Raw genomic sequence first — 25,680 nt, 5'->3', positions numbered from 1 at the left:
GAGGATATTTTTTTACAGCTAAAAAGCTTAGGTGGTTTCGGTTCGAAGTACCTCGAGCGGCGTACGCTGGTAGATACTGCGGCTATTGGCCATGCCAATGAGAATCGTTAGGCCGGTAACAACTATAGTTCCAATGATAATCACCCACCCATTGGGAACAAAGGTGATATCAAAATAGAAGTAGCCCAATAGCCAAGTGGCGCTTACCGATAGCAAGAGCCCTGTAAAGGAGGAGAGGAGACCCAGAAAAAGATACTCTACGGATAATATTTTTATAATCTGTTTTTTGCTGGCGCCCATCGTCCGCAGCAGTGTACTTTCTTTAATGCGTTGGAATCGACTGGTGGTTACGGAGCTTCCCAATACGATAAGACCAGTTAAAATACTGAATAGGGCCATAAACTGGATGGCGAACGATATCTTATCAATAAACTGGTTGATGGTTTTCAATATACGGCTGACATCAATTGCCGATACATTTGGAAATTCCTGGACTACGGCCTGTTGAGCCCGTGCAGAAGCTTCCTGATTCGGAGCACGGGTAACGGTGACATAAATTTGTGGAGCCTGCTCTAAGACACCGGCGGGAAAGAGCATAAAGAAATTCGGCTGTACCCGCCGGAAATCTACCTCGCGGATACTCCCAACATAGGCCTGTACAGGCACGCCTTGCACATCAAAGGTTAGGGAATCACCAATCTCAAGGTTTAGGTCATTCGCAATTTCTTGAGCCGCTGATACGGGGATGGCTCCCTGGCTGGGGTCAGCCCGCCCCGTCCATTCACCTTCTAAAAGAGTTTCAGAGTTGATAAGAGAATCCCGGTAGGTGGACCGGTACTCACGCTCTAAGGCCCAGCTTCGTACATGACTTGAGGTATCACTGGTAATAGCCTGCACACTACGCCCTCGAAGAGAATCAAGGCGCATAGTGACCAGGGGGACGTTCTGCAGGATAGGCAGTTCTTGTTCCTCCATCAGCTGGTTCAAGGGCTCATTTTGGTCAGATTGGATATCAAAGAAAATAAGGTTGGGGGCATCGTCACGGTTGGCAAATTGAAGCTCTCCCATTAGCATATCCTGGCTAAAATAGAGGGTGCTTACCAGCAGCATTCCCAAGCCGAGGGCTAACATCAGGGTAGATGTTTGGTTCTGGGGGCGATAGAGGTTAGCCAATCCCTGACGCCAGACATACGACCAGTGTGATGGAAAGAAGCGGCGAACCGTTTGCATCAGCAGTTTAGCCACAACTAACAAGAGCCCAAAGGCACCCGCAATACCAAGGGTAAAGAGGCCCGCCGTCTGCCAGCTCTCGGTAAGTAGAAAGGCATAGCCGAAAACAGTAAAGACGATAATCGTATAAATCGAAGCTTTTACTTTATTATCAAGTAGCGAAGTGATCGATTCATCAAGCGTGCGGATGGCATAGAGGGGAGAGGCTTTGCGTAAAGCCAGCAGTGGAAGCAGGGCAAATACGAGCGCAACACCGGTACCGGTAAAGAGCCCAAGCCCAATAGCAAGCCAGGAAATAGTCAGCTCTACATCAACCGGAAGGAAATCACTGACCAGGGAGGGTAGGAAATACTGAATACCCACCCCCAAGAGAGTTCCCGCCAGGGCCCCTAAAAACCCCAATACGACGGCCTGTATCAGGAAGATACTCATCGTCTGGTCCGAAGAGGCTCCGAAACATCGCAGTACCGATGCTGTGCTAATCTTTTTGTTGATATAAACGTGGATGGAGCTGGCTACACCAATCCCACCCAGTAGCAAAGCTACAAAGCCCACAAGATTCAGGAATTTACCCAGGTTACTAACTGCTTCTCCTATCTCTTCCTGGCGTTCTGCTATCGTTTCAGTGTCAATATCTATCGCAAGGTGATCTTCCAGGGAATCCAATCGAGCCTCAATGGGCTCCATATCCCGTTGATCGTCAAACTTAAAGTACTGCTTGTATTCTACGCGGCTTCCCCTTTGGATAAGAGTGGTAGAATCAAGTACTGACTGGGGAATAAATACACGGGGCCCAATCATAGCGGTAGCGGCTGACTCTCCCGGGACTTTGGTAAGAGCTCCACCAATTGGCAGTGTAAAGCGACCTACTCTAACAGAATCACCTACGGAAATACCAAATTGGGTCATCAGTGTTTGGTCGACCAAAGCAGAGGGGGTAGACTTAAATTCCAGGGCGGCCTCTGTCGGCATGGTTTCAAGTGTTCCGTAATAGGGAAAGTTACCCGTAAGTGCACGCACGTTGGCCAGACGTGTGTTACCGGTTTTAGGAAACAGTACCATGGACGGAAACTCTGTAATGGTAGACTGGTCGCCTCCTAACTCTTTGAAATATGCCTTAAGCGTATCGGGAGGCGTTTGCTCGGTCTCTATCTCAAGGTCTGCGCCAAGCAGCTCCTTCGATTGATTGTTGATGGTCGTATTAAGGCTATCCCTAAAAGAAGTGATCGCTACCTGGGCAGCCACACCAATAATGATAGCCGAGATATAAACAAAAAGTCGTTTTTTATTGGAGCGGGCATCGCGCCAGGCCATCTTCCAGGACCAGGTCGAAAAAAAGGAGTTCATAAAGTGGCAGGCCTTTTAGTTGTTGATCTGTTCCATTTTGACAGGAGAGGAGGACTCATCTTTTTCAATTTGTCCGTTTTTGAGGTGGATCGTACGCTTGCACTGCTTGGCAAGCGAAAGGTCATGGGTCACCAGCACCAATGTTGTGCCATTAATCTCATTTAAATCAAACAGCAGCTTTTCAATGGTCGCGCCCGTTTCTGCATCGAGGTTACCGGTGGGTTCGTCCGCAAAAAGAATTTTTGGCTTATTGATGAAGGCGCGTGCAATAGCTACGCGCTGCTGTTCGCCCCCGGAAAGCTGTGACGGATAATGCTGCAAGCGGTCGCTGAGACCTACCTCGGTGAGTAGTTCAATGGCTTCTTCGCTCACATCCTCTGTCTTTTGGCCTCGAAGTTCCAGGGGAACCATTACATTCTCCAGGGCCGTAAGGGTCGGGACCAGCTGAAATGTTTGAAAAACAAAGCCTACATACTTATTTCGTACTTCTGCACGTTCATCTTCACTAAGGGGGCCTAAGGCAACATTGTTAAGCTTTATATCGCCCTTTGTGGGCCGATCAAGCCCGGCACAGAGTCCTAAGAGGGTTGTTTTACCACTGCCCGAGGGACCAACAATAGCACAAGTGGTACCACTGCTAATGGTAAAGTTAATTTGATCAAGCACCGTAAGCTGGTGATCACCGCTTCGGAATGTTTGGGTTATATTGCTAGCTTCTAATATTGTGGATACATCCATGCCGGAATGTTATACTTGAAGATGATTATCGTGTAATATCAGATTAATGAAATCATAATGCAGCGAGGATCGTTTCCAATATTACAAAATTTGAACCGTAAATCTTGATTATTTAATGAAACGTTTTTTACTACTGTTTGTTACACTGTTCCTGTTTTTCTTTTCAGCATTGGCCCAGGAAGAGTCGCGGATCCTTTTCTTTGGCGATAGTATTACGGCGGGCAATGGAATAGAAGAGCAGCAGGCTTTTCCAGCATTGATCCAGCAGAAAATTGATTCCCTGGGCTGGAATTACGAAGTCATCAATGGCGGACTTAGCGGAGAAACCTCAGCCGGTGGACTTCGCCGTATCGATTGGATGTTGCGCCAGCCGATTGACCTGTTTGTACTCGAGCTGGGAGGTAACGACGGGCTGCGCGGCATCGATCTGGATGTAACCAAAAGCAACCTGCAAAAAATTATCGATAAGGTTGAAAAGGCTTATCCGGAAGTTCGAATTGTGTTGGCCGGTATGCAGGTTCCGCCCAACCTTGGGCCAGATTACACCGAACAGTTTAAAGAAATGTACCCGGAGCTGGCGGAGGAAAATGATGTAGCCCTGATACCATTTTTGTTACAAGGAGTTGGAGGAAATGAAGAGCTTAACCAGTCAGATGGCATCCATCCAACAGCCAAAGGGCATAAAGTGCTCGCCCGAAATACCTGGGAAGTACTAAAGCCTATTCTTCAAAAAGAACGGGCCTCGGCAAAGTAATCAATGAATGACTGTGGTTAAATATCCGCGCTGGGTCGTTTTTACTCATCGGATGAGTGATCCAGCTAAAAATATTGATTTGTACCTTCGTACTCATCCGATGAGTGTGTTTGGCTTCGAACACTTACGGGTGCCACTTATCCCTGCAAAGCAGGGAAGAGAGAGAAGTCAAAACTTAGTCAGCAATTCAACGAGCGGTATTAGTCGGCTGTAAATCCATAGTTCACCGATATCTGTGCTGAAACACTGACCGCCTGGTCGTATTCGGAGACGAGACTGCCGCTTTCAGCTTTTGCATAGCTGGCCATTAAATCCATGGGGCGCGGGGGACGTTGATGGTAAGAGAAATTGATGTTTTGGATATCCGTCAGCGTTAGACCACTTTCCCGGGCAATAATTTCAGCTTTTTCGCGGGCGGTTTGAAGAGCTTGCTTCAAAGCCTCGTCCTTACCTTCTTCCATTTTACTGGACATGAAATTACCACTGAAGTTATCGTAGTCATTCTCGATTAGTGTTAATTGTATTTCTTCGTATTTATCAAATTCAGAAAAAGTCAACGTTACGCTCTGACTGGTCCGGATTACCTCTTCTTGTTCTTCATGACGTAGGTTGACCCGTGAGATACCGATCGGTTCGAAATCAATGTTTGCTTCCTCGATATTATGTTTTTTGAGGAGGTCCAGCAGCACCTGTTCTCTCTTCTTATGCATGCTGTAGGCTTGCTGGGGAGTGCTTGCTTCTGCATTGATATCAATGTTAAAAGCAATCTGATCAGCTGGAACCTCAACGGTTGCAGAAGAATTGATAGCAATCGTTTTTTTGGACTGATCCTGTGCTTGCGTGACTCCTGCGAATAGCATAAAACTTAGAAATAGAGGTATGGTAAGTAGTCGCATAAATGAAATAGTTTTTTGTTAATATTAAATGGAATAGTTGTTAGGATGATTGCTTAACGATTAAACCGTTAAAGAATTATGGATTTATTTTTCGAATACGAATAGTTACACGAATCTCAGGTGATTGTTGCTGAGGGAAACGGTATTTCTTTTCCTCGGAACGAAGCCTTCTTGTGATATTGGTGCTCTGTTGGATCTGGCTTAGATCCACAGCCGGCGTATATATTGAATCCAGTTGTGTAGCGGCCGTATCAACAAGTACCGTGACGGTGTTGGGGGAAGACGTCAGGGAGATGAGTTCTAAACCCTCTTTAAGCTGCCCTTTTAAAGGTACCTTTATTGGCAGCTCCTGGGATACAAAATACTGCCGTTGAAGCCTTAAAATGGGCGGAGAGGCTTCAAAAAACTGCAGGTCAGCCGGCAGGTTAATATCATCACGTTCAATTTCAAGCTCATTGTCATCCACATCTTCAGAGGCCAGGTCAAAGGAGATCACCAGGTCAGAGGGATCGAGTGTTCGGAAAGCCTGCTCCGATCCCGATAAAGTAAGCCTCGCTTTGAGCGGTACGGAGTCTTGCAGCGCAATATTGGTAGATTCGAGGTTACGGTATTCTATAGGAACGGCATAGGTGCGATATACGGTCTCGGATGGGTAGGCCAGCGATAACCAAAGGATAAATGCCAGACTAACCGAAGCAATGGCCGTCCGCAGGCTGCGGCGTTTCCACCAGTGGCTAAAGGAAGAAGCGGCGGGATTATAATATTCTGCCCAAAAATCATCCAGATGTTTTTTTAGATCGCTACTGGATTCCAGCTGCTTAATTTGCCCATTCCGGGCAATACTGATCGTTCCGCGTTCTTCCGAGATTGCAATGACGAGCGCATCACATTGTTCAGAAAGTCCAAGAGCGGCGGTATGCCGGGTTCCTCCGCGTGACATCTTGTAAAGATTGGTGGAAAGAGGGAGGTGGACCCCAAACTTTAGAATTCGTTGCCCATCACTTAAGACCGCGCCATCATGCCCCGGAGCTTTAGTGTTGAAGATACTGTGCAGTAAGGGGATGGTTATTTTTCCATCCAGTTCAATACCCCCGTGCATATGCCGATCCCAGTCTTCCCGGCCTTTGATAGCGATAAGTGCTCCTGTTCTTTTTTCAGCCATCTTAGCTGCGGCCTCCGTGATAATGCTGGTGGCAATATCGGGTGTATCAGAGGCTGATCTTTTAAAGAAGCTCCAGCTCCCGATGCGGTCAATGATCCGCCGCATATCTGACTGAAATACCACGATGATTCCAATGAGAATGATCACAAAGAGTCCTTCGATAAGGAGCTCTGTAAGGTACATCCCCGTGATACGGGCTAGGACATAAACAATCAGGATGACAAAAAAGCTTAACAGACTTCGGCGCGATGCACTTTGCCGAAGCCAGTTTAAAACGACATAGAGAAATGAACTGATGAGAACGATATCCAGGATATCCACGATGCGAATATTCCGCAAAAAGGTAAGGAAGGTATCGCTGAGGCTTTGTAGTATAAGTGTGAGATCAGTCAATATATTTGCACCTATCTGTAGTTTGTAGTAATAAAAGCATTGGCGATATAAAAAACTACTGATAGGTGTATTAGATATGAAGAATAATTTATAGGGGAGAGATTGGGAATTTTAGTGAAATACAGGGTAATGAAGAGAAAAGCCTTGACTTCTGTCGGAGGTAGTCAGCGTTGATGATGCCAAAGAAGGTAGGAATTGGACAAGTTGAAGGTCACTAACAATAAGTAAGGGGAGGGCATAAAGAAATTCACCAGACGACAACGTCAGTCGCCTGATGAATAGCTTATAAGCGTATATTGGCAAAGCTCCAGTAGAGATCTTTGCAAAACCATAATTTACTAATTGGCTGTGCTAAGCGTCCACGCTTAGCACTTTATCAGCACTTATTTCAAGCGTGGACCCAACTGCGCTAAAGGCCCACTACGCCGAAGAAACTTGGCTGCGTAGGCCGTGCTTCGAAGGGCAGGCAGCTTGAAATAGCCGGGGGAAAAGGCGCCTCAGTAGAAGCCTAAATGGCCGCCGGGCCTCGCTCACCGGTACTAATGCGGATGCACTCCTCAAGGGGAGTAATAAAAATCTTCCCGTCGCCGGTCGTCTTCCCGGGCTCTTTATCTTTGTAGCGAGACTTTACGGTTTTAATAATCGTATCGACGGTGGTATCAACAAATTCGTCATTTACAGCAATTTCCAGGCGGACTCTGGGGATGAGTCCCGGGACGACTTTTTTGCCCCGGTAGATCTCTACATCCTCCGCTTTGCCATGGCCGGATACACGCATAACGGTAATCCGGCGAATTTCTGCTTTAATGAGTGCTTCTCGTACTTCGTCGAGTTGAGTTTGGCGAATAATGGCTATAACAAGTTTCATAGGTCAATAGATTTCTTAATTGGGATTGAGCATTCCGTAGCCATGTTCGCTGTGGTAAGCGCTGTCAAGGCCCTGCATTTCTTCTTTTGGATCAGATCGGAAGCCTACAAGCTTATTTACAACATAAAGCAGGATTAAGGTAAGTACCGATGCATAGGCAACGGCAATCAAGACGGCTACTACCTGAACTCCCAACTGCTGCCAGATCGTCCAGCTTCCGCCGGCAAGTTCAGCAGCGTTGGCCATCCAGCTATCCCGGATGAAGAAGGTAAGCAATATGGCTCCTACAATGCCGCCGACGCCGTGAATGCCAAAAGCATCGAGGGTATCATCATAGCCTAATTTATTCTTGAGAAGAATGGCGAGGTAGCAGAAGATAGAAGCAAAGATTCCGAGGCAAAAGGCGCCAAAGGGTTGTACGACACCTGCTGCCGGAGTAACAGCTACCAACCCGGCCAAAATACCGGACATGATACCAAGCGCCGTCGCTTTACCCTGATGCCATAGTTCAATGAGCATCCAGGCAATAGCTCCGGATGCAGCGGCCACCTGCGTAGCCGTTAAGGCCTGGGCAGTACTCAATCCACTGGCTACGGAACTACCGGCGTTGAATCCAAACCAGCCAACCCACAGCAGTCCGCCACCAATCATGGTCATGACCAGGTTGCTGGGCGGCATATTCGTAACGGGGAATCCACGTCGAGCTCCAAGGTAGAGAGCGGCAATTAATCCACTAACACCCGCTGAGATATGAACGACGGTCCCCCCGGCAAAATCAATGGCCCCATCGGCTCCCAGGTTGAAAAGAAATCCACCTTCCGACCAAACCCAATGGCAGAGCGGGTTGTACACTAACAGTCCCCAGAGGGCAATAAACAGGCAGTAGGACTTGAACTTGACCCGTTCGGCAAAAGCCCCTGCAATAAGGGCAGGAGTAATAATAGCAAACTTACCCTGAAACATGCTGAACACATATTCGGGGACGCCGGCATCCATGATGGAGTTGTCGATGCCCGCCAGGAAGACGTAATCGGAATTCCATCCAAACCAGCCGCCCAGAACATTGGGGCCAAACGACATAGCATAACCCACGGCGACCCACAGAACCGTCATAATGCCCATGGCAGCAAAACTATGCATCATGGTTCCCAGAACATTTTTGGTACGAACCAGTCCGCCGTAGAACATCGCCAGGCCCGGCACCATCAGTAAGACCAGTGCTGTTGAAACAAGCATCCAGGCCGTGGTTCCTGTGTCAATGGCAGCACTGTCGGCCGCAAGTGAAGGGGTTGAGATTAATAAAAAGATTAGTAGTAGTGAGGGGAATTTCCCGAGATACTTTTTTAGCATGTTGATTGATTTGATAGACTTTGTTTGTGAAGCGCAGAAAATCTATCATAATTTGAAAAAAGTTACAAGGTGAATTGTGCTTTTTTCGTTAATTAATTAGATTTTTTTGAATATAAAGGTAAAAAAACAAGATTAGTGAAGAAATGGGTAGAAATGGAAGTAAGGTTGTCTGAAAAGGATTTGCGTACCCTTTTGGGCCTAATAAATGTAGTTTGTTAGGGATATCTTTGGGTATTAAACCTTAATTATTTAGGCCTTCCTTTTTTGTTTTGGTCCTGTTCCTCGCCCGTTGGTGAGTTTATTTTCGTTATGGATCCATTCTTTGTGCCCGGGATGGATCAAATAATTACCCGTAGTTTTTCAATGGCGATGTTGGCACCACAGACCACGATGACCGTAGATTGATCTTTAAACCGGGCAGCATTCTTCAGCAGACTGGCAATAGCGACGCCTGCTGCTCCCTCTATAATCTTGTGGTGCCGGGCGACCATCAACCGGATAGCGGAGGCAATTTCTTCTTCCGAGGCCAGAATAAACCGATCCACTAATTTTTTGCATTGCTCAAAAGTGATGGCGTCGCGTTCAAACCCACCTGCGGACCCATCCGACAGCGTGGGTTTGGACGTAATCTCTTTATATTCTCCGGCGCGTACACTGACGCTCATTTCGGGTGAATTTTCCGGTTGACAGCCAATGATGGTGGTCTCCGGTGACTTCCTTTTAACGTAGGTACCAATACCCGAAATGAGTCCGCCTCCGCCTACCGTCGCCAGAATGTTATCGGGCTTTGGAATATGCTCCAGAATCTCCATCGCGATGGTTCCCTGTCCGGCTATAACCTGCCGATCGTTATAGGGAGAGATGTAGCACCAGCCTTGCTCGTCGGCTTCCTGTCGCAAGAATACCTCCGTCTGAAAGGGATCATCCCCATGAAATTCGATATCAATATCGTAAGCCCGAATGGCCTCAACTTTAGACTCCACGGCACTATGTGGGAGGTACACCTTTCCTTGAATGCCCAAAAGGTCGCAGGCACGGGCAAAACCAAGGCCGTGATTCCCCGTCGAGGCCGTGACCGGGAGTGTATTGTTACCCTGCTCTTGCAGCCATGTTAATTTGTTCAGGCTGCCGCGGGCTTTAAAGGAACCGGTAACCTGCTCGCTTTCTAATTTTAGATAGACGTCTCCATCACAGGCGTCACTGAGCCAGTGCGAGTAGAGCAGGGGCGTCTGCAGGATGTCGTCCGTGATGCGTTCCGAAGCCTGCGTTATTTCTTCAAATAAGTTCATGGGGAGATTGGTTCTGTAAGATTTAAAGGGCTTAGGATTTTAAGAATTATCTAAATATAAGGTATTGGGCGGTTATAAAAGACAACCATTCTTTCTTCTCCTCGTTGCTTTCCGGCAACCCAGCACCTTCACAATCCTGAGGCCGGAAGTATTGGCCTATATCTATTTTCTATTATTGAACTTATATTTTTGGGCAGGTAACATTGATGGGCACCAGCTTTGTCACTCCGAGGAGCTTTTGACGAGGAGTTTCAAGCGAGACATAGGCTGTTCAATCGTCGGATGAATTCGACTCCTTCTTTTGATCCATTACCAACTCTTTTTTATGTAATTACTTTTTGGAATGACACAAAAAGTAATCAAAAACGTCACCGTCTGAGAATGATGGACCCGCTCCGGTCTCGGATGGGATCATTTCAATGGTCCTTCCTCTTATGAAGTAGCTTCCCAAAATGCTACCGGTGTGAAATGATCCTGACCATCTCTCGACCTCCGCCGATGATTCGTTAGGCTGGAGGAGAAAGCTACATCTATTTTTTATTTCTATTCAAAGCAACAAGCCAACGCTGTGATACTATGATCGTACAATTAATTTGGTTATAAATATTCCCCTTAACCGCAAATAGGATACTCTTAAAGGATTAGGCGCATAGAACTTCTGTTCCTCCGGCCTTATACATTATGTAGAGGAGCGGGAGCGGAGCCGTAGCACGTTTGATTCTCCCCTTGAGGGGAGTCCGCCTTCAGGCGGGAGGGGTGTTTACTGTATCGGGGATGGTTTTCTTTTCGTCAATGTAATGCTGGTATGCAAGGAGAGATTTATTTTAAGGGATTTGAGGACAAAAAATTGGCATCCTATTCTTTCATCAAAGGCAAAAGCTGAAAAGGGGAATGCTTTATTAAAAGAACTTAGCTAATCATCCCCTGGCCCCCTTCGGTTCGCGTGGGTTGCCTCTTTATGGCCTATTGCTACAAGGGGGACTTTAGGAATGTGCTTCAAGTTATTTAAAATAGCCCAATGGGGTCTGGGGAATAGCGGGAAAGACGATGTTCAAAACGACTGATGGGGAAGAGCACTCCCCCGTCATAAAGCTTTATGAACCATAAGATCTTGCTATTCCCCAACACTTTTTTCGTTCCAGCTTCGCTGGTCCCGTCTATACGGGATTTGGTGACAAAAAATAGACACTTCATTCATTTACAAAAGGAAAAGGGGTAAAGTATTGGTAGCACGGCTGCGGGGATCGGCAGTAATAAGTTAGTTCTTTGTGATGTCACTTAGATGTACCACTTCAACTCCCATCATTTCTTTAAAATATGAGTCGAGAAATGCTTTATGCGATCCACCGATGATAACCAAAACACGTCCGCCGGGTTTATGGGCACTGGCTTTACGAATGTTAGCAGCGATACCTAAGTTACGAACTTCCCATAGAGCAAGCCGCTGGCGCAAAACTTTATTGAATTCTTCTGTTTCCAAAAAAGTATTTCGCCATTGTATTTTTTTATCTTGCTTAACATAGGCAGGAGAATTCATAAATTGGTACAAAGGAAAAAGAGTGCTATCCTTAATTCCTTGTTCAATAAGGTGGTCAATCTTTTGAAGGTATGATGCATTTTGTAATGTAGAACTCGCTAACTCCTCACTAATTGTGGGACTAACTACAGAATTATAAAGATCTTTCTCCAAATGATAATCGATGGGATAAAGACGTTGGTGCCCCAAATTATGAGCAAGCCGATGTCCAATTGACAGGATTTCATTTGCAGCAGGATAATTAATGTACAATTCAAGTAACTCTGCTGTATCTTTTGGAATAACTGACTGATTGTTTCTTTGCTCTTCACTTATATAAGACCACTGCAGGGCCGCCGTATAAAGACGATATGAAGCGATCAGGTAATTGACAAGTTCTAACCTTGTGCTATCTTCCACTTCCTGTGTACTTTGAACGTTGTTCAAGAGAGAGTCAGCTACGGCATGGGCTTTAGACCAGGAAATATTGAGGGCTTCTTGGGCCTTTTTCCCGTATTTCAGGTGGTCATTTCCGAGGCGGGACTCATAAATTCTATGTCTTTGTTCCATTGCAGCAAACTGTGTACCGGATTCCACCTCGATACCGATGATATTTGGATTGTATGTTTCAAGCACGGATACAAGGGAGTCAAGAAGAACAGGAGAATAATCATCGCGAAGTTGTCTTAGATGTTGAGTTGCCAAGACAAGGATTTTAGTTTTTTTAACGTGGTATCCTGGGGTAGATGTTTTTTCTGAATATTGAGGAGATTGGGCAATAACAGAATTAGATAGGGTGAAACTGAAAACAAATAAGAACATCAAAATAAACCGCATAGAACTATAGAAATATTATTGGGTTTAAAAATTAATTGGTTCTATTTACGTAATGGATGCCGTATAACTAATAATTATATCAACAAGTCAGTGCCATGATGTTATTATGATATCTATGGTTATAAATATTCTCTTTAACCGCAAACAGCTTACTCTTAAAGGATTAGGCGCATAGAACTTCTGTTCCTCCGGCTTTATACATTATGCTGAGGAGTGGGACCGGAAGAGCCGTAGCACGTTCGATTCTCCCCTTGAGGGGAGTCCGCCTTCAGGCGGGAGGGGTGTTCACTGTATCGGGGATGGTTTTCTTTTCGTCAATGTAATGCTGGTATGCAAGGAGAGATTCATTTCAAGGGATTTGAGGACAAAAAATTGGCATCCTATTCTTTCATCAAAGGCAAAAGCTGAAAAGGGGAATGCTTTATTAAAAGAACTTAGCTAATCATCCCCCTGGCCCCCTTCGGTTCGCATGCACTGCTTCTTTATGGCCTGTTGCCACAAGGGGGACGTGAAACCTACATATAGATATTTGAATATCTTGGCTGTTTCAAGCTGCCTGCCTTCGAAGCACGGCCTACGCAGCCAAGTTGCTTCGGCGTAGTGGGCCTTTAGTGCAGTTGGGTCCACGCTTATCACAGCAGGAGAGAAGAAATAAGGTTAGCAGCAGGTTATCCGGGAGGTGCTGAGAATGTTGAATCGCTTCTGTTTCGAAGACTTTCGGAAAGTATTTCGTTAGTCATGGCATGGATGGGGTACACCTATCTGGTGTGCTCCATCTTGGGAGGGGGTACTCGTACAAGGTGCAGCCCACCGCGGAGGTGGACCGCACCACCTGACATTCTTGAGTGGAATAACTGTACAGACAGGTAGCATCTGTCTTTTGAATGAATAATGTATTGATCTAATTAAAACAGAGACGCATGCGATGCGTCTCTACGTTCTGGTCCCTACTCATTCGTTAAAACTACGGGCACAGGCCTCGGTTTCTATGTATTACTTCCACAAGGGGGGACTTTAAAAAACGGCCTCAACCAGTCAAGGTTGAGGCCGTTATGAGGTTAGCTCTGCTTAGAAAGCTAACAAATTATGATAGAAACAGCGGTAGGGTATCGTAATTACGGCTTCTATCATAAATGGGTTATGTACTACTGCTTGCGGATGTAAATGTCGCCCCGCATGCTTTTAAAGAGGTATTCCGGTCCGCCACCGTTGATGGTTCCGTAAATCCAGTTGTTGATGGAGATCTTGAACGCACCGCCTTGGGTAGAGGATTTAACGCCCTTGTTGTTGGTATGGCTGATATCCATATCAAAGTCCGTAAAGACTTCTCCCCATTCGGATTTCATTTTTGCCGACATCTTAACATCTGCCGGAAGCGTGATGTCGATATCCCCATTAAGGTTACTGAACGCCATCGGTTGGTTAGGAGCCGCATCTTGGATAGTCGCCTCAATATCACCATTGACGGTATTCACCATGGCCGATCCACCCACATTCCGGAGTACCACATCTCCATTGACGTTACTGAGTTCCATCTCGCCCGAGACATTCTCGACAAGAAGCTCTCCTCCGTTGACCGTAGAAAGAAAGAGCGAAAAGTTGCGGGGGACGGAGATATCCAGTTTCAGGCTTTGCAGGGGAGAGGCACCGCTGATTTCCACTTCGTTGTCATCTTCGCTGACCTGGAATCCAATGGAATTGTTGGAGATCCGCCGCAAGCCGTCTTTAGTCACTTCGCGTTCGTTATCCCGGGGTTGGCCGTCATAATTAATCAGGACTTCCGTGCCGTCATAACCGGTTACCGAAATGGAACCGCGTACGATGCCTGCATGCAGGCTACCGGGCTCACCGGGATTTGATAAGGGGACGGCAATCTGTTCCTGGGCTTTCGCCTGTACAGACAGGACCAACGCCAAGACAAGAGTTGATAAAAAATAGTTGAGTGCTTTCATAGTATTGAGATGTTGTTAATAGTAAGCTTTTTAGTCTTTTCGGAGATAGACATCACCGTTTAGAACATTAAAGGTCAGTTTGGGTCCACCGGCGCCGATGCGGACAGGCGAGAACTTGTCCACGCGGTATTGTATGGCAGTGGCGTGGGAATCATCTTGCTTTCTTACTTCCGGCTTAAGTTTTTCGACTTCAAAATCGGTATAGAGATCGCCATGGAGACTTTTAAAGTAGACATCAGCAGACAGGTCGTTGGGCATGTGAATGTCAATCGTGCCATTAACGGTCTTATAACTGCAGCTTTCTTTGGGCGCACGGGCATAAGATATATCGATATCGCCATTGACGGTTGAGGCCTCCGTTAGAGAGGTGAGCTGTTGTAAATCCAGACCGCCATTGATGTTACTGGCCTTCACCTCTTTGAAAGGACCGACCACTTTAAGCATGCCCCCATTAATGGTGGATCCGTTTAGGAGGATATCCCGGGGCACCTTGACGCGCACATCGTGATTGAATTCATAGTCCTCATCGGCGCGCTGGATGGAATAGCTAACATCCCGGCCTTTTATTTTAACTGTTACGAAGGGGGCATCCAGGTAGGCCAGGATGTGGTTGCCTCGCCGTTCCAGCTTATACGTTAATTCTTCTTCGGCCTGTGTTATTTTCTGGGCACTGCCTTTAATGGTTTCCGCAACGGTGAGTTGAATGGTGGTTCCATCGTAGGCTTCCACGGAGACGGAACCGTTGATATTCATGATGCTGAATTTGTTGTGTGGGTCTGCCTGATCGACAAAGGCTGCCGTTTTATGAATGGTGCGGCTAACATCCTGGGCCCTTGAAAACGATGGTTGGAATGCCAAAAGAATTAGAAGTAAGCATCCATTGGTTATCCAGCATCTTTTGTGATGGTTTGATTCCCAGAAAGTCCCAACACTGTAACACAAAGGGGCACAGAGGAAACACAGAGTTGCACAAAGGCTCTGAAATACTCTGTGTTTCTTAGTGATTCTTTGAGTAACTCTGTGATACAACTTGACAGGAAATATTATTAGTGAAAAATGTTTCAAACTATTCATCTTATGCCTCGTTTAGTGCTGCGATGGTGTTTTGAAGTTTGTCGCGGACGGTGGAGTCCAGTTCTTGTTGCTGGAGCAATCGGCGCAGTTCATCCACCGATTTCGTTTCTTGCAGGGCCAGCATGGCATCGGCCAGGGCTACCTGGATTTGTGGGGACTGCTGCCGTGAGATTGCCTCAACCAATCCCTGCCGGGCTTTGGGATTTTCGGCATGGCGGAGCAGCGACTCGATACTGGCCAACCTAACATTGACGTTGGGATCATTATTGAGCGTTTTCAAAAGAGCATATATCACACGGTCGTCAGTGGAAGATAAATCAGAGCTGATGTTTACCGCCTTCAGCCGGTCGGAAGGAGAGCGTGCCTCGAGCAGGCTCATCATCATTACTTCCCGCATCTGTGATACCTCCGTGGAAAGCTGGTCCATCTGCTGGCGATAATCCTGGAGCGGAGTGAAGAGGTTACCGAAGACAAGGCCGATCAAAAAGACGCCTACGGCAATTCCCGCCTGTTGCACTCTTCGCGAAGTTAAGAGCTGGTTAATCCATGTGAGCCAAGATGCTTTACTGGCGGGTTGCTTTGCCTTTTCCTCTTGCAGCATCCCATAGAAGTTGTCTCGCATCTGTGCAGAGGGTTCTTCGGCAGGCAGTTGCCCGAGCTCGGTATACAGGTTTTGCATTTCCCGCAGCTGCAAGGCATCTATTTCTCCGTCGTCAATAAGATCATTGAGCTGCGCCTGTTGATCCGGCTTGATAGAGCCATCCAGATAGGCTGTTACCAGTTCGATATGTTGTTCATCAATCATAGTTTTTTCGCTTTAATTCTTTCATACAGACTTTAAGCTCTTGCAGGGCCCGGTACACACGGACTTTAACAGCACTTTCGGAGCAATCCATGATCTCCGCAATTTCTTTGTATTTAAATCCTTCAAATCGGCTCAGTACCAGCGTTTGCCTTTTGGTGTTGTCAAGCTGAGAAAGCGCCTGCTGCAATAATGCCATATCGGTATCGGCTTCTTCCATGGAAGGTAATTCCCCGGGTGCTCCTTCCATTTGATTCCAGTTAACCTCTTGGGCCGTCAGTTGATACTTTTGGTTCTTGCGGTAGTGATCAATCTGTAGGTTTCGGGCTATCTGGAAAATCCATGCTGAAAAGGCCCCGTTTTCGGTGTAGGTATTGCGGTGCTTCAGGATACGTTCAAAAACACCTTGCACCAGGTCTTCACTTACATCCCGGCGGTGGGTCAACCGGTAGAAAAAGTGAAAGAGCCGACGGTTATACCGCTCAAACAACAGGCCCAGTTTATCCAGGTCACCCTGCTTTACTTTAAGCATTAATGCATTATCAGAAGTCGAATCCACCGCCAGTGCTTTTAGTGTTCATCATTCACTACAGTACACTGAAAAAAAATAGAAAGGTTACAAATGAATTGATGAATTGATGAATTGTTGATTTGCTGAATGGTTGGCTTATTGAATTGATTGTTCACTCTTCGACTTCATTCGCCCGATAGAATCATCGGGGCTCATTGCGCTCAGACTGACGTCAGATTGAGCGCAACGAAACGTAGTGGAGTGAAGTCGAATATCTGTCCTTATTTCAAAAGACTTCTCGAATTAAGAATTAGGTATAGAAGGAGGGTTTATTTATAGAAGACCAGTAATTCTTAATTCCTAATTGTTCATTTTTAATTCTCAAGTGGGCAGGCCTTCCATCTGCATAATCTTGAGGGCGTTGGTAGATGGGCAGGGGCCGGGTTTGAGTTTGTAGGTAAAGCTCATCTTCTCGCCTTCAATAGTTTCCGCAAAGTGCCAATTACTCAGTTGTGGAATGGTCTCTTCAAGTTGGGCAAGCTCGAGGTCATGGGTAGAAACGAGTCCCACGCCATTCTTACCGGCTACATTTCTAAGGAATGCCTGACTTCCCTGCAGGCGCTCCCGGTTATTGGTACCGCGGTAGATCTCGTCCACCAAGAAAAAGACCGGCATGGGTTGGTTGTCTTCAAGGAGACTCAGCAGCTGGCGGAGTTGTTTGACTTCGGCATAGAAATGAGAGAGTCCATTATCCAGTGAATCGCTTACATTGATACTGCTGAACAGTCGGAAAGGGATAGTAGAAAAAGAAGAGGCATTGACCACACCGCCACTGTAACACAGCGCCAGGTTAATACCGATGGTACGAAGAAAAGTACTTTTGCCGGCCATGTTCGATCCGGTGATAAGTAAGATATCGCCCTTTTCATGGATGGTGATGTCATTGGTTATTTTCTCACTTTCGGGGAGTAAGGGGTGGCCTAAGTCTGTGGCTTCTAAGGGGGGAGCTGCCTTTGGGTCTGGGAGTGCAAAAGAGTATTGGGGATTGAGCCAGGCAAAGTTGGCAAGAGAACTGAACGCTTCCAGCTGATAGAACCGGTCGATCCAGCTGGAGAGTCTGGGGGCCAGCTCTTGTTTGTACCGGCTTAGCTTTTGAGTGTAATAAAGATCCCAGGGTACTAAGGAGTTAATCAACAGCCATACCAATTCGCTATTCTGCGAAGCGGCTGCGCTGGCAATGCGAATAATCTGGTGAACATAGCGGGAGGGGGAATCAGCGCTGTTCCAGAATAATGTACAGAAATCTTTCAGCCGCTCACTATTGCGGTAGGAGTGATGTTCCAGGAATTCCAGCACCGGATGAAATCTTCCCAACAGTTTTTGAATTTGGGAAGCCTCATCAAAAAGTCCCGATATTTTGTCACTGTTGAAGTTATAGATGCCCAGGTATAAAACGTAAGTAAAAACGATATAGGGTCCGATGACACCAATAAGATATAAGAAAAGAAGCAGAAGGTTGAGAGCCGACAAACTTCCTAAAATCGCCAGAGGGAAGGTATAATTAACGGGTTCAGCTTTATTAAGATGGTCTCTGAGTTGTTCGAGCGTCCAGTCATCTTCAAGCTCTTGCTCATGATGCACATGTGCGAGCAGATGCAACTGATCTCTGAATTGAGGCTGTCGAACCAGCTCCTTGATGATTAACTGGCGCTCTTCAATAGCTTTGGGATCAGGGTTTTGATTTAAGAGAAGCTTTGCAAGCACATCGGTACTGCCCTGGTAATTGCCGGTGTCAATGAGTTGCAGCAATGAATGTTGACCAAGGATATCCAGATCGCTGGCAAAAGGATGCTGGGTATAGGATTGGGACGGAGTCTTTGGTGGAATGTCTTGCCAGTTAAGCGACTGGCGTGCCAGGTGTCGGCTGCGAATAGCCTTCCAAGTGGTGAATTTGTTGAGTGACTGTTCGACTTGGCGATGCATCTTTACGAGGGTATAAAATCCACCGATGAAAGCAAGCATGGTAATCCAGAAAAGCCATTCAGGACCGAATGATCCGGCCAGATAAATGAGCACTAATCCCCCTACAAATGCGGCCAATCGCAACATTGAAAGCCGTTGGTCTTGTTGTGTCAGCTGATTAATGTGCTGTTGTAGCCGTCGAAGCTGATTTTGTAGCGCTTGGCGCAGTGACTGGGAAGTATAACTCATCGAAGTGGTTATTAATAGGGATTCAATTCAACTTAAAATAAAGAAAGGTACTGAACATATACTTTCAGCATCGCAGGTAGCTAATCTGCCGGATAATATACTGATCTTAATCATTATTTACACAACGATCGAAGTTGGAGGGTGGAATTTTGTGATCATAAACATAGATATTTAAAATGTGATCGATTTTTCATATTATAATTTCTACTCATCAATGATCAGGCATCTATTACCCACCTAAATAATAAATCAGAGATAAAAAAGAGGGATTCATTATGAAAAGAATAAGTCCATTCGTAGAGAATCGAAGATGTGTAGGTGTAAAAAGATGTGGCTACTGGTTAATGGCAGCTTCTATTTTGCTTTTGGCCGTCGCCTGTGATCAAACCGATATCAATTCTGCTAAAGATGTGGAGCCTGTTTCAAGTTATGAAAACTCCGAGCTTGCCTATGAGGCTAACCATCCTTTAATCTTAAGTGACAGTAAGATATATAGGAAATGGGATTATAGTGGCAAAAGTAGTGCTTTTAAAAAGTCGGATGAAGTTACATTTGCCAGTCCGCTGTTTGGATTAACCACTTCACCCAATGGTGATATTTTTGTAGCGGATGCCGGATTCGGTGTCGTGTCTACAACAGGCGGTACGGAGATCATGCTTCCCGGAGTAACCGATATGAGTCCTCTTGGGCAAAGCTCAATGTGGGCTCTGGAAGGATTGAGTGGGGCACCCGAAGAAGATACCGGGCAGGGGCTTTACCGACTTTCAAAAGGCCAAACCAGGCTGATTGTTGACCTGTATGATTTTGAAGCAGAAAACAATCCTGATGGCGGAGCAATCGATTCCAATCCTTTTGATGTACAATCGCTGGGCGGACAATCGGCTCTTGTGGCTGATCCCGGGGCCAATGCGCTCTTGAAAGTTTCGAATCAGGGCCATGTGAAGGTGTTGGCTGTTTTTCCCAATGAGCTCGTTTCAACGGAAAACATTAAGAATTTGGAAGAATGCCCCAGTGAATCACCATTATGCGGACTTCCGCCCAACATCCCCGCCCAGCCGGTCCCCACAAGTGTAGCCATTGGTCCGGACGGCTACTATTATGTTGGCGAGCTGAAGGGGTTTCCTGCCCCCACTGGCGCTTCCAATATTTGGCGAGTTTCACCCGATGCTTCAGAAGCGGTCTGTGGATCTAGCCCCGACTGCGTAAAAGTATTTGATGGAGGCTTCACTTCCATTATCGATCTCGCCTTTGATGAAAATGGAATACTTCATGTTGCGGAGCTTGATGAGCTGAGTTGGTTTGCTGTAGAAGTACTGGGCCCGGGAGCTATTGCCGGAGGCACGATCAATGCCTGTGATCTAAGCAGTTTGAACTGCAGCGAAGTAGCTACAGGTATTCCAATTTTGACCGCGATTACGTTCGGTAAAGACGGTGTGTTATGGGCGACTCAAAATGCGCTGATTCCGGGAGCAGCTGAGGTCATCGCTATCGAATAAAGTTGCGTGTAGGAGGATACAACGGAAGAGACAGCGATAATAAGGCAAGCTCTATTGATAAAAAAGATAGGGTTTAGGCTGTATTATCGCTTCTCTTTAATATTTAATACGGCAACCGTAGCTCCCCATCCGCTGTGGTCATGAGCCAGGGAATAGCTTTCTACATAGGGATTACGGTCCAGCAGAGCGTGCACCGAACGACGGAGGTTACCGGTGCCCTTCCCATGGATAATGCGAATTTGGCTGATGTCTTGCTCACGGCAGGCATCGATGTAATCGGGGATCAGATCGCCCAGGTCCTGCGGACGAAACGTATGCAGATCGAGTGTTCCATCAATAGGAAGTTCTTGAGGGTTGGGTTCGTCTGTCATTTTCCTGTCTGCTTATCCTTTAAAGGTAGCGGCATCATAAATAGACCAGAGATGGATAATCCAGCCCATCCAAATGAGCCATAGAGCTCCGGCCAATACAAATTGTATAGCTGCTTTAATCAATCGTCCTTGCAGGAGCTGTCCCAAACCGGGGATAAAAAAGCTGGCTAATGCTGCAATTACGTTTCCAGTCGATCCGCGTCCACTCATAATATGATCTGATTAATTTGTATTCAATGATACTTTACGCAAAAAATCAATAAATGTTATGGATTTTAGAACAGGGCTATAGAGGTATAAGGGACTGCGTCTAATATCCCTTATATCCAATTTGCTTTATATCTAATTGCCCTTGACCACTTTGCCATCCACAATAACTGCACTGATGTGCGAGGTATATTCCAGCGGATCACCATCAAAAAGTACAATGTCGGCGTCTTTGCCTTCTTCGAGTGAACCCACGGAATTAGAGATTCCCAGAATTTGGGCCGAGCTGCTGGTCAGTGCCTGCAGGGCAGCTTCGCGCGGCAAGCCATAGGCGGTGGCAATAGCGGCTTCATAAAGCACAATACGGGTTTTGGGTACATAGCCTTCAAAGCCACTTTGGAATGCAAAAGGAATTCCGGCCTCATGAAGTTTGCCGGCCGTAGAAAAGCTGGCGTTTTGGGTATCCCCATAAGTGCGTACCATGGTTGGATGGATGATAACCGGTACTCCGGAAGCTTTGATTTCATCTAACACCATATATGCTTCTGCTGCACCGTCCAAAATCATATCGAAACCGAACTCTTCTTGTAGTCGAAGGGCCGTCATGATGTCCTGGGCGCGTTGTGCCGTGATCATCGCTGTCAGCTTACCATTTAATACATCAGCCATGGCCTGTAATGTTAAGTTGCTGGAGGGCGGGTCATCGGAGTTCTGCTTCTCCGCGTATTCCTGGGCTTCAATAAATTTCTGGCGCAGCATGGCCATCCCTTTGGAACGAGTACCCGGCTTATCAAAGTTTCGGCGGACCCCAGAGGTTAAGGTGAACGCCACGGTGGTCGCAGAATCAACCAGGGCTTCTTCAACCGTATTATAGGCTGTTTTGGCGATCATCGTTTGTCCGCTGGCCAAAGCCCCCGGTCCGTGCCCCGTATGGGTGGTCGTTACGCCTTTGCCAAGCACAAACTTGACTAATTCTTCACGCGCATTATAGGCATCAAAGGCCCGCAGTTCGGGCTGGATGGCATTGGAAGTTTCCAGCTGATCCTGGTCTTGATCTTGATTATAGATTCCGGCTAACCCTACCACAGAACGAGCATCAATAAAGCCGGGCGTAGCCACCGAAGTTTCATGCACTTCATAATTACCGGGGATATCAACGTCTGAGGAAGAACCTACGGCTTCAATCTGTTCGCCGTTGATTAAAATTACGCCATCTACAACTTTTGAACCAGCCATGGTGTAAATGGTATCTGCCTTAACGGCAAGTTGGGCATGAGTAATACTGATAAGGCCAAGGGTAAAAACCAGTATGAGTGAAATGCGTTTTTTCATGATGTCAATGCGTTTAAAGTTCAAACAAAAATGCAAAATTCGGGTCGTTAGTGTCGTCCGTGATGATGGTTTTGGGTCGCCCGCTCAAACACCTTGTACCCACCGGTAGCGTATTTTTTATCATCTGGATTTGATATGTCAAAGCGTTTTTGGCCTTCTACCCAGGTCTGCTGCACGCGGGTATAAGTGCTGAGGGGATCGCCTGAGAGGATTACAAAGTCAGCATCTTTCTCTTCCTCGAGAGTCCCGACCCGATCTTGAAGGTCAAGCATTTTTGCATTGGCGATGGTAACTGCTTTGAGCGCAGCGTCACGACTCATACCGGCGCGTACCCCAAAGGCGGCCGAACGTAAGAATAATCGCGTGTCGGTAATAGAGGCATCCGTATGGTACCCAACCGTAACGCCGGCCTCTTCAAGGACGGCCCCATTTTCGTATCGAATGTCAGTAGCCTCCATCTTACCACCGGGAGAGTCCAGCACAATAATAGAAGCGGGAACCTCCGCCTTTGCTATTTCTTCCGGAACCTTCCAGGCTTCGCTCACATGGTGGAGCACCAGGCGGTATCCGAATTCTTCAGACAAACGGATGGCGGTAAGTATATCATCATGGCGATGGGTGTGGTTGTGAACAACGCGTTCTCCGTCAAGTACTTGCACCAACGTCTCCATACCAAGGTCGCGGGTCGGCATTTTTTCGGTATCACCGTCGGCCTGCTCCAGTTTTTGTTTATAATTTTGTGCTTTAATAAAAAGCTCGCGGACCATAGCGGCCGATTTGGCGCGAGTACCCGGGAAAGGACCCTCGCCAATGGGATTCGTGCCGTTGGCCATTTTCAGTCCTCCGGCCACACCGTTGGTAGGATCATCAACAAAGAGCATTTCTTCAATAGTGTCTGCTTCCCGAAGTTTAAGATAGGCCGTTTTCCCGCTCATCAGATGACCCGAGCCGGGCATAACGTTAACCGTGGTAATTCCCCCTGCAAGGGCTTTTTTGAAAGTGTCGCTGCGGGGATCAATACTGTCGAGGATACGCACATCAGGGTGCATGGCAGAAGAGCGATCTCCGCCGTCGCCGCTGCCGATGTGAGAGTGGGAGTCAACCAGACCGGGTATGATTACTTTGCCCGAGACATCATGGGTTTGGGCATCACCGGGGATTGAAACATCGCTGCTTGGACCAATAGCTGTTATTTTACCATTTTCAACAATGAGTGTGCCTTCAGGTATAGGCTCACCCTCAACGGGGATAATCTTTGCACCTGCAAAAGCCTGTGGCGTTTGCTGAGAAAATGTGATTGATGGAACGACAAGTATCAGAAGCAGTATTATAAAGAGTCTATTCATGAATTGCTCCTTGGGTATAGGAATGGTTATTTTTGATTTAATTTCAATTATGCTAAGAAGTTTTCATGTTGGCAAATAGTTTTTGGCGTCGTTTTCAACCTTTTACATGCATTAAGCAAGCAGGATTTCTGTATTTTTCTCTATTTTATTCAATTAATTGATCTTTATGGCTGACCCATATCCATCACCTCCTGTTAAAACGAACAGCGAGGGCAATCCCCGGAACGTGGGATTTGAACTTGAATTTGCCGGCATCAGTATTACCAAGACGGCTCAAATTATTTGTAACCTTTTTGGAGGTAGTATAAAGCAAAATAATCGCTATGACGTGCAGGTTACAGACACAGAACTGGGCCATTTTACGGTAGAACTGGATGCCCGGGTGTTGCAGAAGATAGCGCGACAGGACGTTTTTGATACTTCCAACTTGGATTTAGAGGAAGGGTCTTTTCGGAAATCTGTAGAAGAGATGATCGATAAACTTGCCATGTCTGTTGTGCCCATCGAAATTGTGATGCCTCCCATACCTCTAAATAAGCTGTCCAGGCTGGAGGTGCTGCGCCGGGCTTTACAAGAAAACAGGGCCGAAGGAACTAAAGCATCACTGGTACATGCCTTTGGAATGCATATTAATGTTGAGGCGCCGGATCTTAGAACCCCAACGTTGCTTCGGTATCTGCGAGCCTTTCTGTTGGTCTATCCCTGGTTATTATCGAAGCTGAATATTGACATTTCGCGTCGAATTTCTCCCTTCGTCGATCCTTTTCCGGAACGGTATGTCCGCAATATCCTGGACCCTAAGTATGATCCTGATAAAGCCCAGTTTGTTGAAGACTACCTGAAATTTAATCCAAGCCGAAACCGTCCGTTGGATATGATGCCTATTTTGGGGATGCACAATAGTGAGCGTGTCCAGCAGGTGATGAAAGGGGAAAAGAACAGGCCCCGGCCAACCTTTCATTATCGGTTGCCCAACAGCCGTATTGATGATGAAAGTTGGCGCTTTACGGAAGAGTTAGCGTATTGGATGGTCGCTGAACAATTAGCTGAAGACCAAGAGATGCTGCAAAAGCTGAGCCGCCTTTATTTGGTTAGAGATCGGGATACACTGCTCTCATTTCACAAAGAATGGGCACAAACCATAGCCATTTTGTTAGATTTAGATGAGTGAACCTAAACCTAATATTGGAGTGACCGGTCCCGATCGCGGAGGTACGGCAGCCTGGCTATTTACCAAATGGGCCGTTTTTTTACATGGGGGCAAGGCAATCCGGATACAGCCTGGTAATGAAAAGCCTGAAGTAGAGCTTCATGGGCTTATCTTGGGAGGGGGTGCGGATATAAGTCCCCGATTCTATGGCGGGGAAGGGGCTGCATCTGTTGGATTAAAGGGACAAGACCGTTCCCGAGGCTTTTTCCGAATGATCCTCAACATCCTGTTTTTGCCCATAATTTTTTTAGTCCGGGCAATTTTCTCTACGAAGTCACCGAAGAAAAGTAAGGATCGAGATCAGATGGAACTGAAATTGTTGAGAAAAGCTCTCGAAAACAAATGGCCTGTTCTGGGAATCTGCAGGGGAGCTCAGCTCATTAATATTCACTTTGGCGGAACCCTTCACAACGATATCACAGACTTTTATACGGAAACACCCTATATCTATTCCGTTTGGCCCCGAAAAAAGATAGCTATTACTGATGGAAGCCTTCTGTCGGGTATCTTGTCATTTGAGCAGGACTGGATTAATGCGCTGCATCATCAAGCTATCGATCGTTGCGGTGAAGGCATCGTGATCGCAGCTAAAGAAGAGAACGGCATCATTCAAGCTATTGAATATGATAGAAAGCCCTTCTTGATTGGCGTGCAATGGCATCCCGAATATATGCCCCAGATTCCGGCCCAGCGAGCTATCTTTAAAGAACTGGTAAGTCAAGCAAATAAAAGGCGGACAGTTTCGTAGAAGCCAAGTAGCTGGAAGAACCTGCCCGCTTTTCTTGAGA

The 25,680-nt window shown here is 46.6% G+C and carries 21 protein-coding genes; 4 read left to right on the top strand and 17 right to left on the bottom strand.

Translation table 11 applies throughout. The features are described from left to right. Positions 1-27: 27 nt before the first annotated feature. Positions 28-2,577, bottom strand: coding sequence for an ABC transporter permease (locus tag J6I44_RS15880; RefSeq protein ID WP_265767143.1), 2,550 nt, complete (start codon positions 2,575-2,577; stop codon positions 28-30). A gap of 15 nt (positions 2,578-2,592) precedes the next feature. Further along, complete coding sequence (locus J6I44_RS15875; protein ID WP_265767142.1) at positions 2,593-3,315, bottom strand: ABC transporter ATP-binding protein; 723 nt, start codon at positions 3,313-3,315, stop codon at positions 2,593-2,595. A gap of 115 nt (positions 3,316-3,430) precedes the next feature. Between J6I44_RS15875 and J6I44_RS15870 the strand changes: the two genes are divergently transcribed. Next, positions 3,431-4,069 (top strand): arylesterase, encoded by a 639-nt coding sequence (locus J6I44_RS15870; RefSeq protein WP_265767141.1) that lies wholly within the window; start codon positions 3,431-3,433, stop codon positions 4,067-4,069. 200 nt (positions 4,070-4,269) lie between these two features. On the opposite strand, the gene J6I44_RS15865 is transcribed toward J6I44_RS15870, so the two are convergent. The 11 genes from J6I44_RS15865 to J6I44_RS15815 all read right to left on the bottom strand — a co-directional run bounded on the left by J6I44_RS15865 (position 4,270) and on the right by J6I44_RS15815 (position 18,930). Continuing rightward, positions 4,270-4,965 (bottom strand): SIMPL domain-containing protein, encoded by a 696-nt coding sequence (locus tag J6I44_RS15865; RefSeq protein ID WP_265767140.1) that lies wholly within the window; start codon positions 4,963-4,965, stop codon positions 4,270-4,272. 76 nt (positions 4,966-5,041) lie between these two features. Continuing rightward, positions 5,042-6,520: a diadenylate cyclase gene (locus tag J6I44_RS15860; protein ID WP_265767139.1), complete on the bottom strand. Its 1,479-nt coding sequence runs from the start codon at positions 6,518-6,520 to the stop codon at positions 5,042-5,044. A 508-nt stretch (positions 6,521-7,028) separates the two neighbouring features. Continuing rightward, positions 7,029-7,388 (bottom strand): P-II family nitrogen regulator, encoded by a 360-nt coding sequence (locus J6I44_RS15855; protein WP_265767138.1) that lies wholly within the window; start codon positions 7,386-7,388, stop codon positions 7,029-7,031. A gap of 15 nt (positions 7,389-7,403) precedes the next feature. Further along, positions 7,404-8,738: an ammonium transporter gene (locus J6I44_RS15850; protein ID WP_265767137.1), complete on the bottom strand. Its 1,335-nt coding sequence runs from the start codon at positions 8,736-8,738 to the stop codon at positions 7,404-7,406. Between the two features lie 338 nt (positions 8,739-9,076). Beyond that, entirely contained in the window at positions 9,077-10,027 is a 951-nt protein-coding gene (locus tag J6I44_RS15845) for a threonine/serine dehydratase (protein WP_265767136.1), read from the bottom strand. A 1,258-nt stretch (positions 10,028-11,285) separates the two neighbouring features. Beyond that, positions 11,286-12,380 carry a DUF5694 domain-containing protein gene (locus J6I44_RS15840; protein ID WP_265767135.1) on the bottom strand — a complete coding sequence of 365 codons (1,095 nt, stop codon included), beginning with the start codon at positions 12,378-12,380 and terminating at the stop codon, positions 11,286-11,288. A gap of 1,145 nt (positions 12,381-13,525) precedes the next feature. Beyond that, entirely contained in the window at positions 13,526-14,332 is an 807-nt protein-coding gene (locus J6I44_RS15835) for a DUF4097 family beta strand repeat-containing protein (protein WP_265767134.1), read from the bottom strand. A gap of 30 nt (positions 14,333-14,362) precedes the next feature. After that, on the bottom strand, positions 14,363-15,190 hold the full coding sequence (locus J6I44_RS15830; protein WP_265767133.1) for a DUF4097 family beta strand repeat-containing protein: 828 nt from the start codon (positions 15,188-15,190) through the stop codon (positions 14,363-14,365). A gap of 217 nt (positions 15,191-15,407) precedes the next feature. Then, the gene (locus tag J6I44_RS15825) at positions 15,408-16,211 is read right to left on the bottom strand and encodes a HEAT repeat domain-containing protein (RefSeq protein WP_265767132.1); all 804 of its coding nucleotides are present in this window, start codon (positions 16,209-16,211) and stop codon (positions 15,408-15,410) included. After that, a complete protein-coding gene (locus J6I44_RS15820) occupies positions 16,204-16,767 on the bottom strand; it encodes an RNA polymerase sigma factor (protein ID WP_265767131.1) in 564 nt (187 codons plus the stop codon). Before J6I44_RS15820 ends, J6I44_RS15825 begins: the two co-directional genes overlap by 8 nt. Before the next feature lie 333 nt (positions 16,768-17,100). Beyond that, entirely contained in the window at positions 17,101-18,930 is a 1,830-nt protein-coding gene (locus J6I44_RS15815) for a MutS-related protein (protein ID WP_265767130.1), read from the bottom strand. 275 nt (positions 18,931-19,205) lie between these two features. Between J6I44_RS15815 and J6I44_RS15810 the strand changes: the two genes are divergently transcribed. Beyond that, positions 19,206-20,426 (top strand): ScyD/ScyE family protein, encoded by a 1,221-nt coding sequence (locus tag J6I44_RS15810; RefSeq protein ID WP_265767129.1) that lies wholly within the window; start codon positions 19,206-19,208, stop codon positions 20,424-20,426. 83 nt (positions 20,427-20,509) lie between these two features. Here J6I44_RS15810 and J6I44_RS15805 read toward each other — a convergent pair whose 3' ends face one another. The 4 genes from J6I44_RS15805 to J6I44_RS15790 all read right to left on the bottom strand — a co-directional run bounded on the left by J6I44_RS15805 (position 20,510) and on the right by J6I44_RS15790 (position 23,682). Next, positions 20,510-20,797, bottom strand: a complete 288-nt coding sequence (locus J6I44_RS15805; RefSeq protein ID WP_265767128.1) for a Smr/MutS family protein — start codon at positions 20,795-20,797, stop codon at positions 20,510-20,512. Positions 20,798-20,809: 12 nt separating this feature from the next. Beyond that, entirely contained in the window at positions 20,810-21,007 is a 198-nt protein-coding gene (locus tag J6I44_RS15800) for a hypothetical protein (protein WP_265767127.1), read from the bottom strand. A gap of 132 nt (positions 21,008-21,139) precedes the next feature. Next, on the bottom strand, positions 21,140-22,336 hold the full coding sequence (locus J6I44_RS15795) for an amidohydrolase family protein (protein WP_265767126.1): 1,197 nt from the start codon (positions 22,334-22,336) through the stop codon (positions 21,140-21,142). 47 nt (positions 22,337-22,383) lie between these two features. Further along, positions 22,384-23,682 carry an amidohydrolase family protein gene (locus tag J6I44_RS15790; protein ID WP_265767125.1) on the bottom strand — a complete coding sequence of 433 codons (1,299 nt, stop codon included), beginning with the start codon at positions 23,680-23,682 and terminating at the stop codon, positions 22,384-22,386. A gap of 166 nt (positions 23,683-23,848) precedes the next feature. On the opposite strand from J6I44_RS15790, the gene J6I44_RS15785 reads away from it, so the two are divergent. Beyond that, the gene (locus J6I44_RS15785) at positions 23,849-24,853 is read left to right on the top strand and encodes an amidoligase family protein (protein WP_265767124.1); all 1,005 of its coding nucleotides are present in this window, start codon (positions 23,849-23,851) and stop codon (positions 24,851-24,853) included. Further along, positions 24,846-25,640 carry a gamma-glutamyl-gamma-aminobutyrate hydrolase family protein gene (locus J6I44_RS15780; protein ID WP_265767123.1) on the top strand — a complete coding sequence of 265 codons (795 nt, stop codon included), beginning with the start codon at positions 24,846-24,848 and terminating at the stop codon, positions 25,638-25,640. The genes J6I44_RS15785 and J6I44_RS15780 overlap by 8 nt, the downstream gene beginning before the upstream one ends. The last annotated feature ends 40 nt before the right edge of the window (positions 25,641-25,680 follow it).

The sequence above is a fragment of the Fodinibius salsisoli genome (assembly GCF_026229185.1).
GTDB lineage: Bacteria > Bacteroidota > Rhodothermia > Balneolales > Balneolaceae > Fodinibius > Fodinibius salsisoli.
This window is presented reverse-complemented; position numbering and strand designations above follow the sequence as displayed.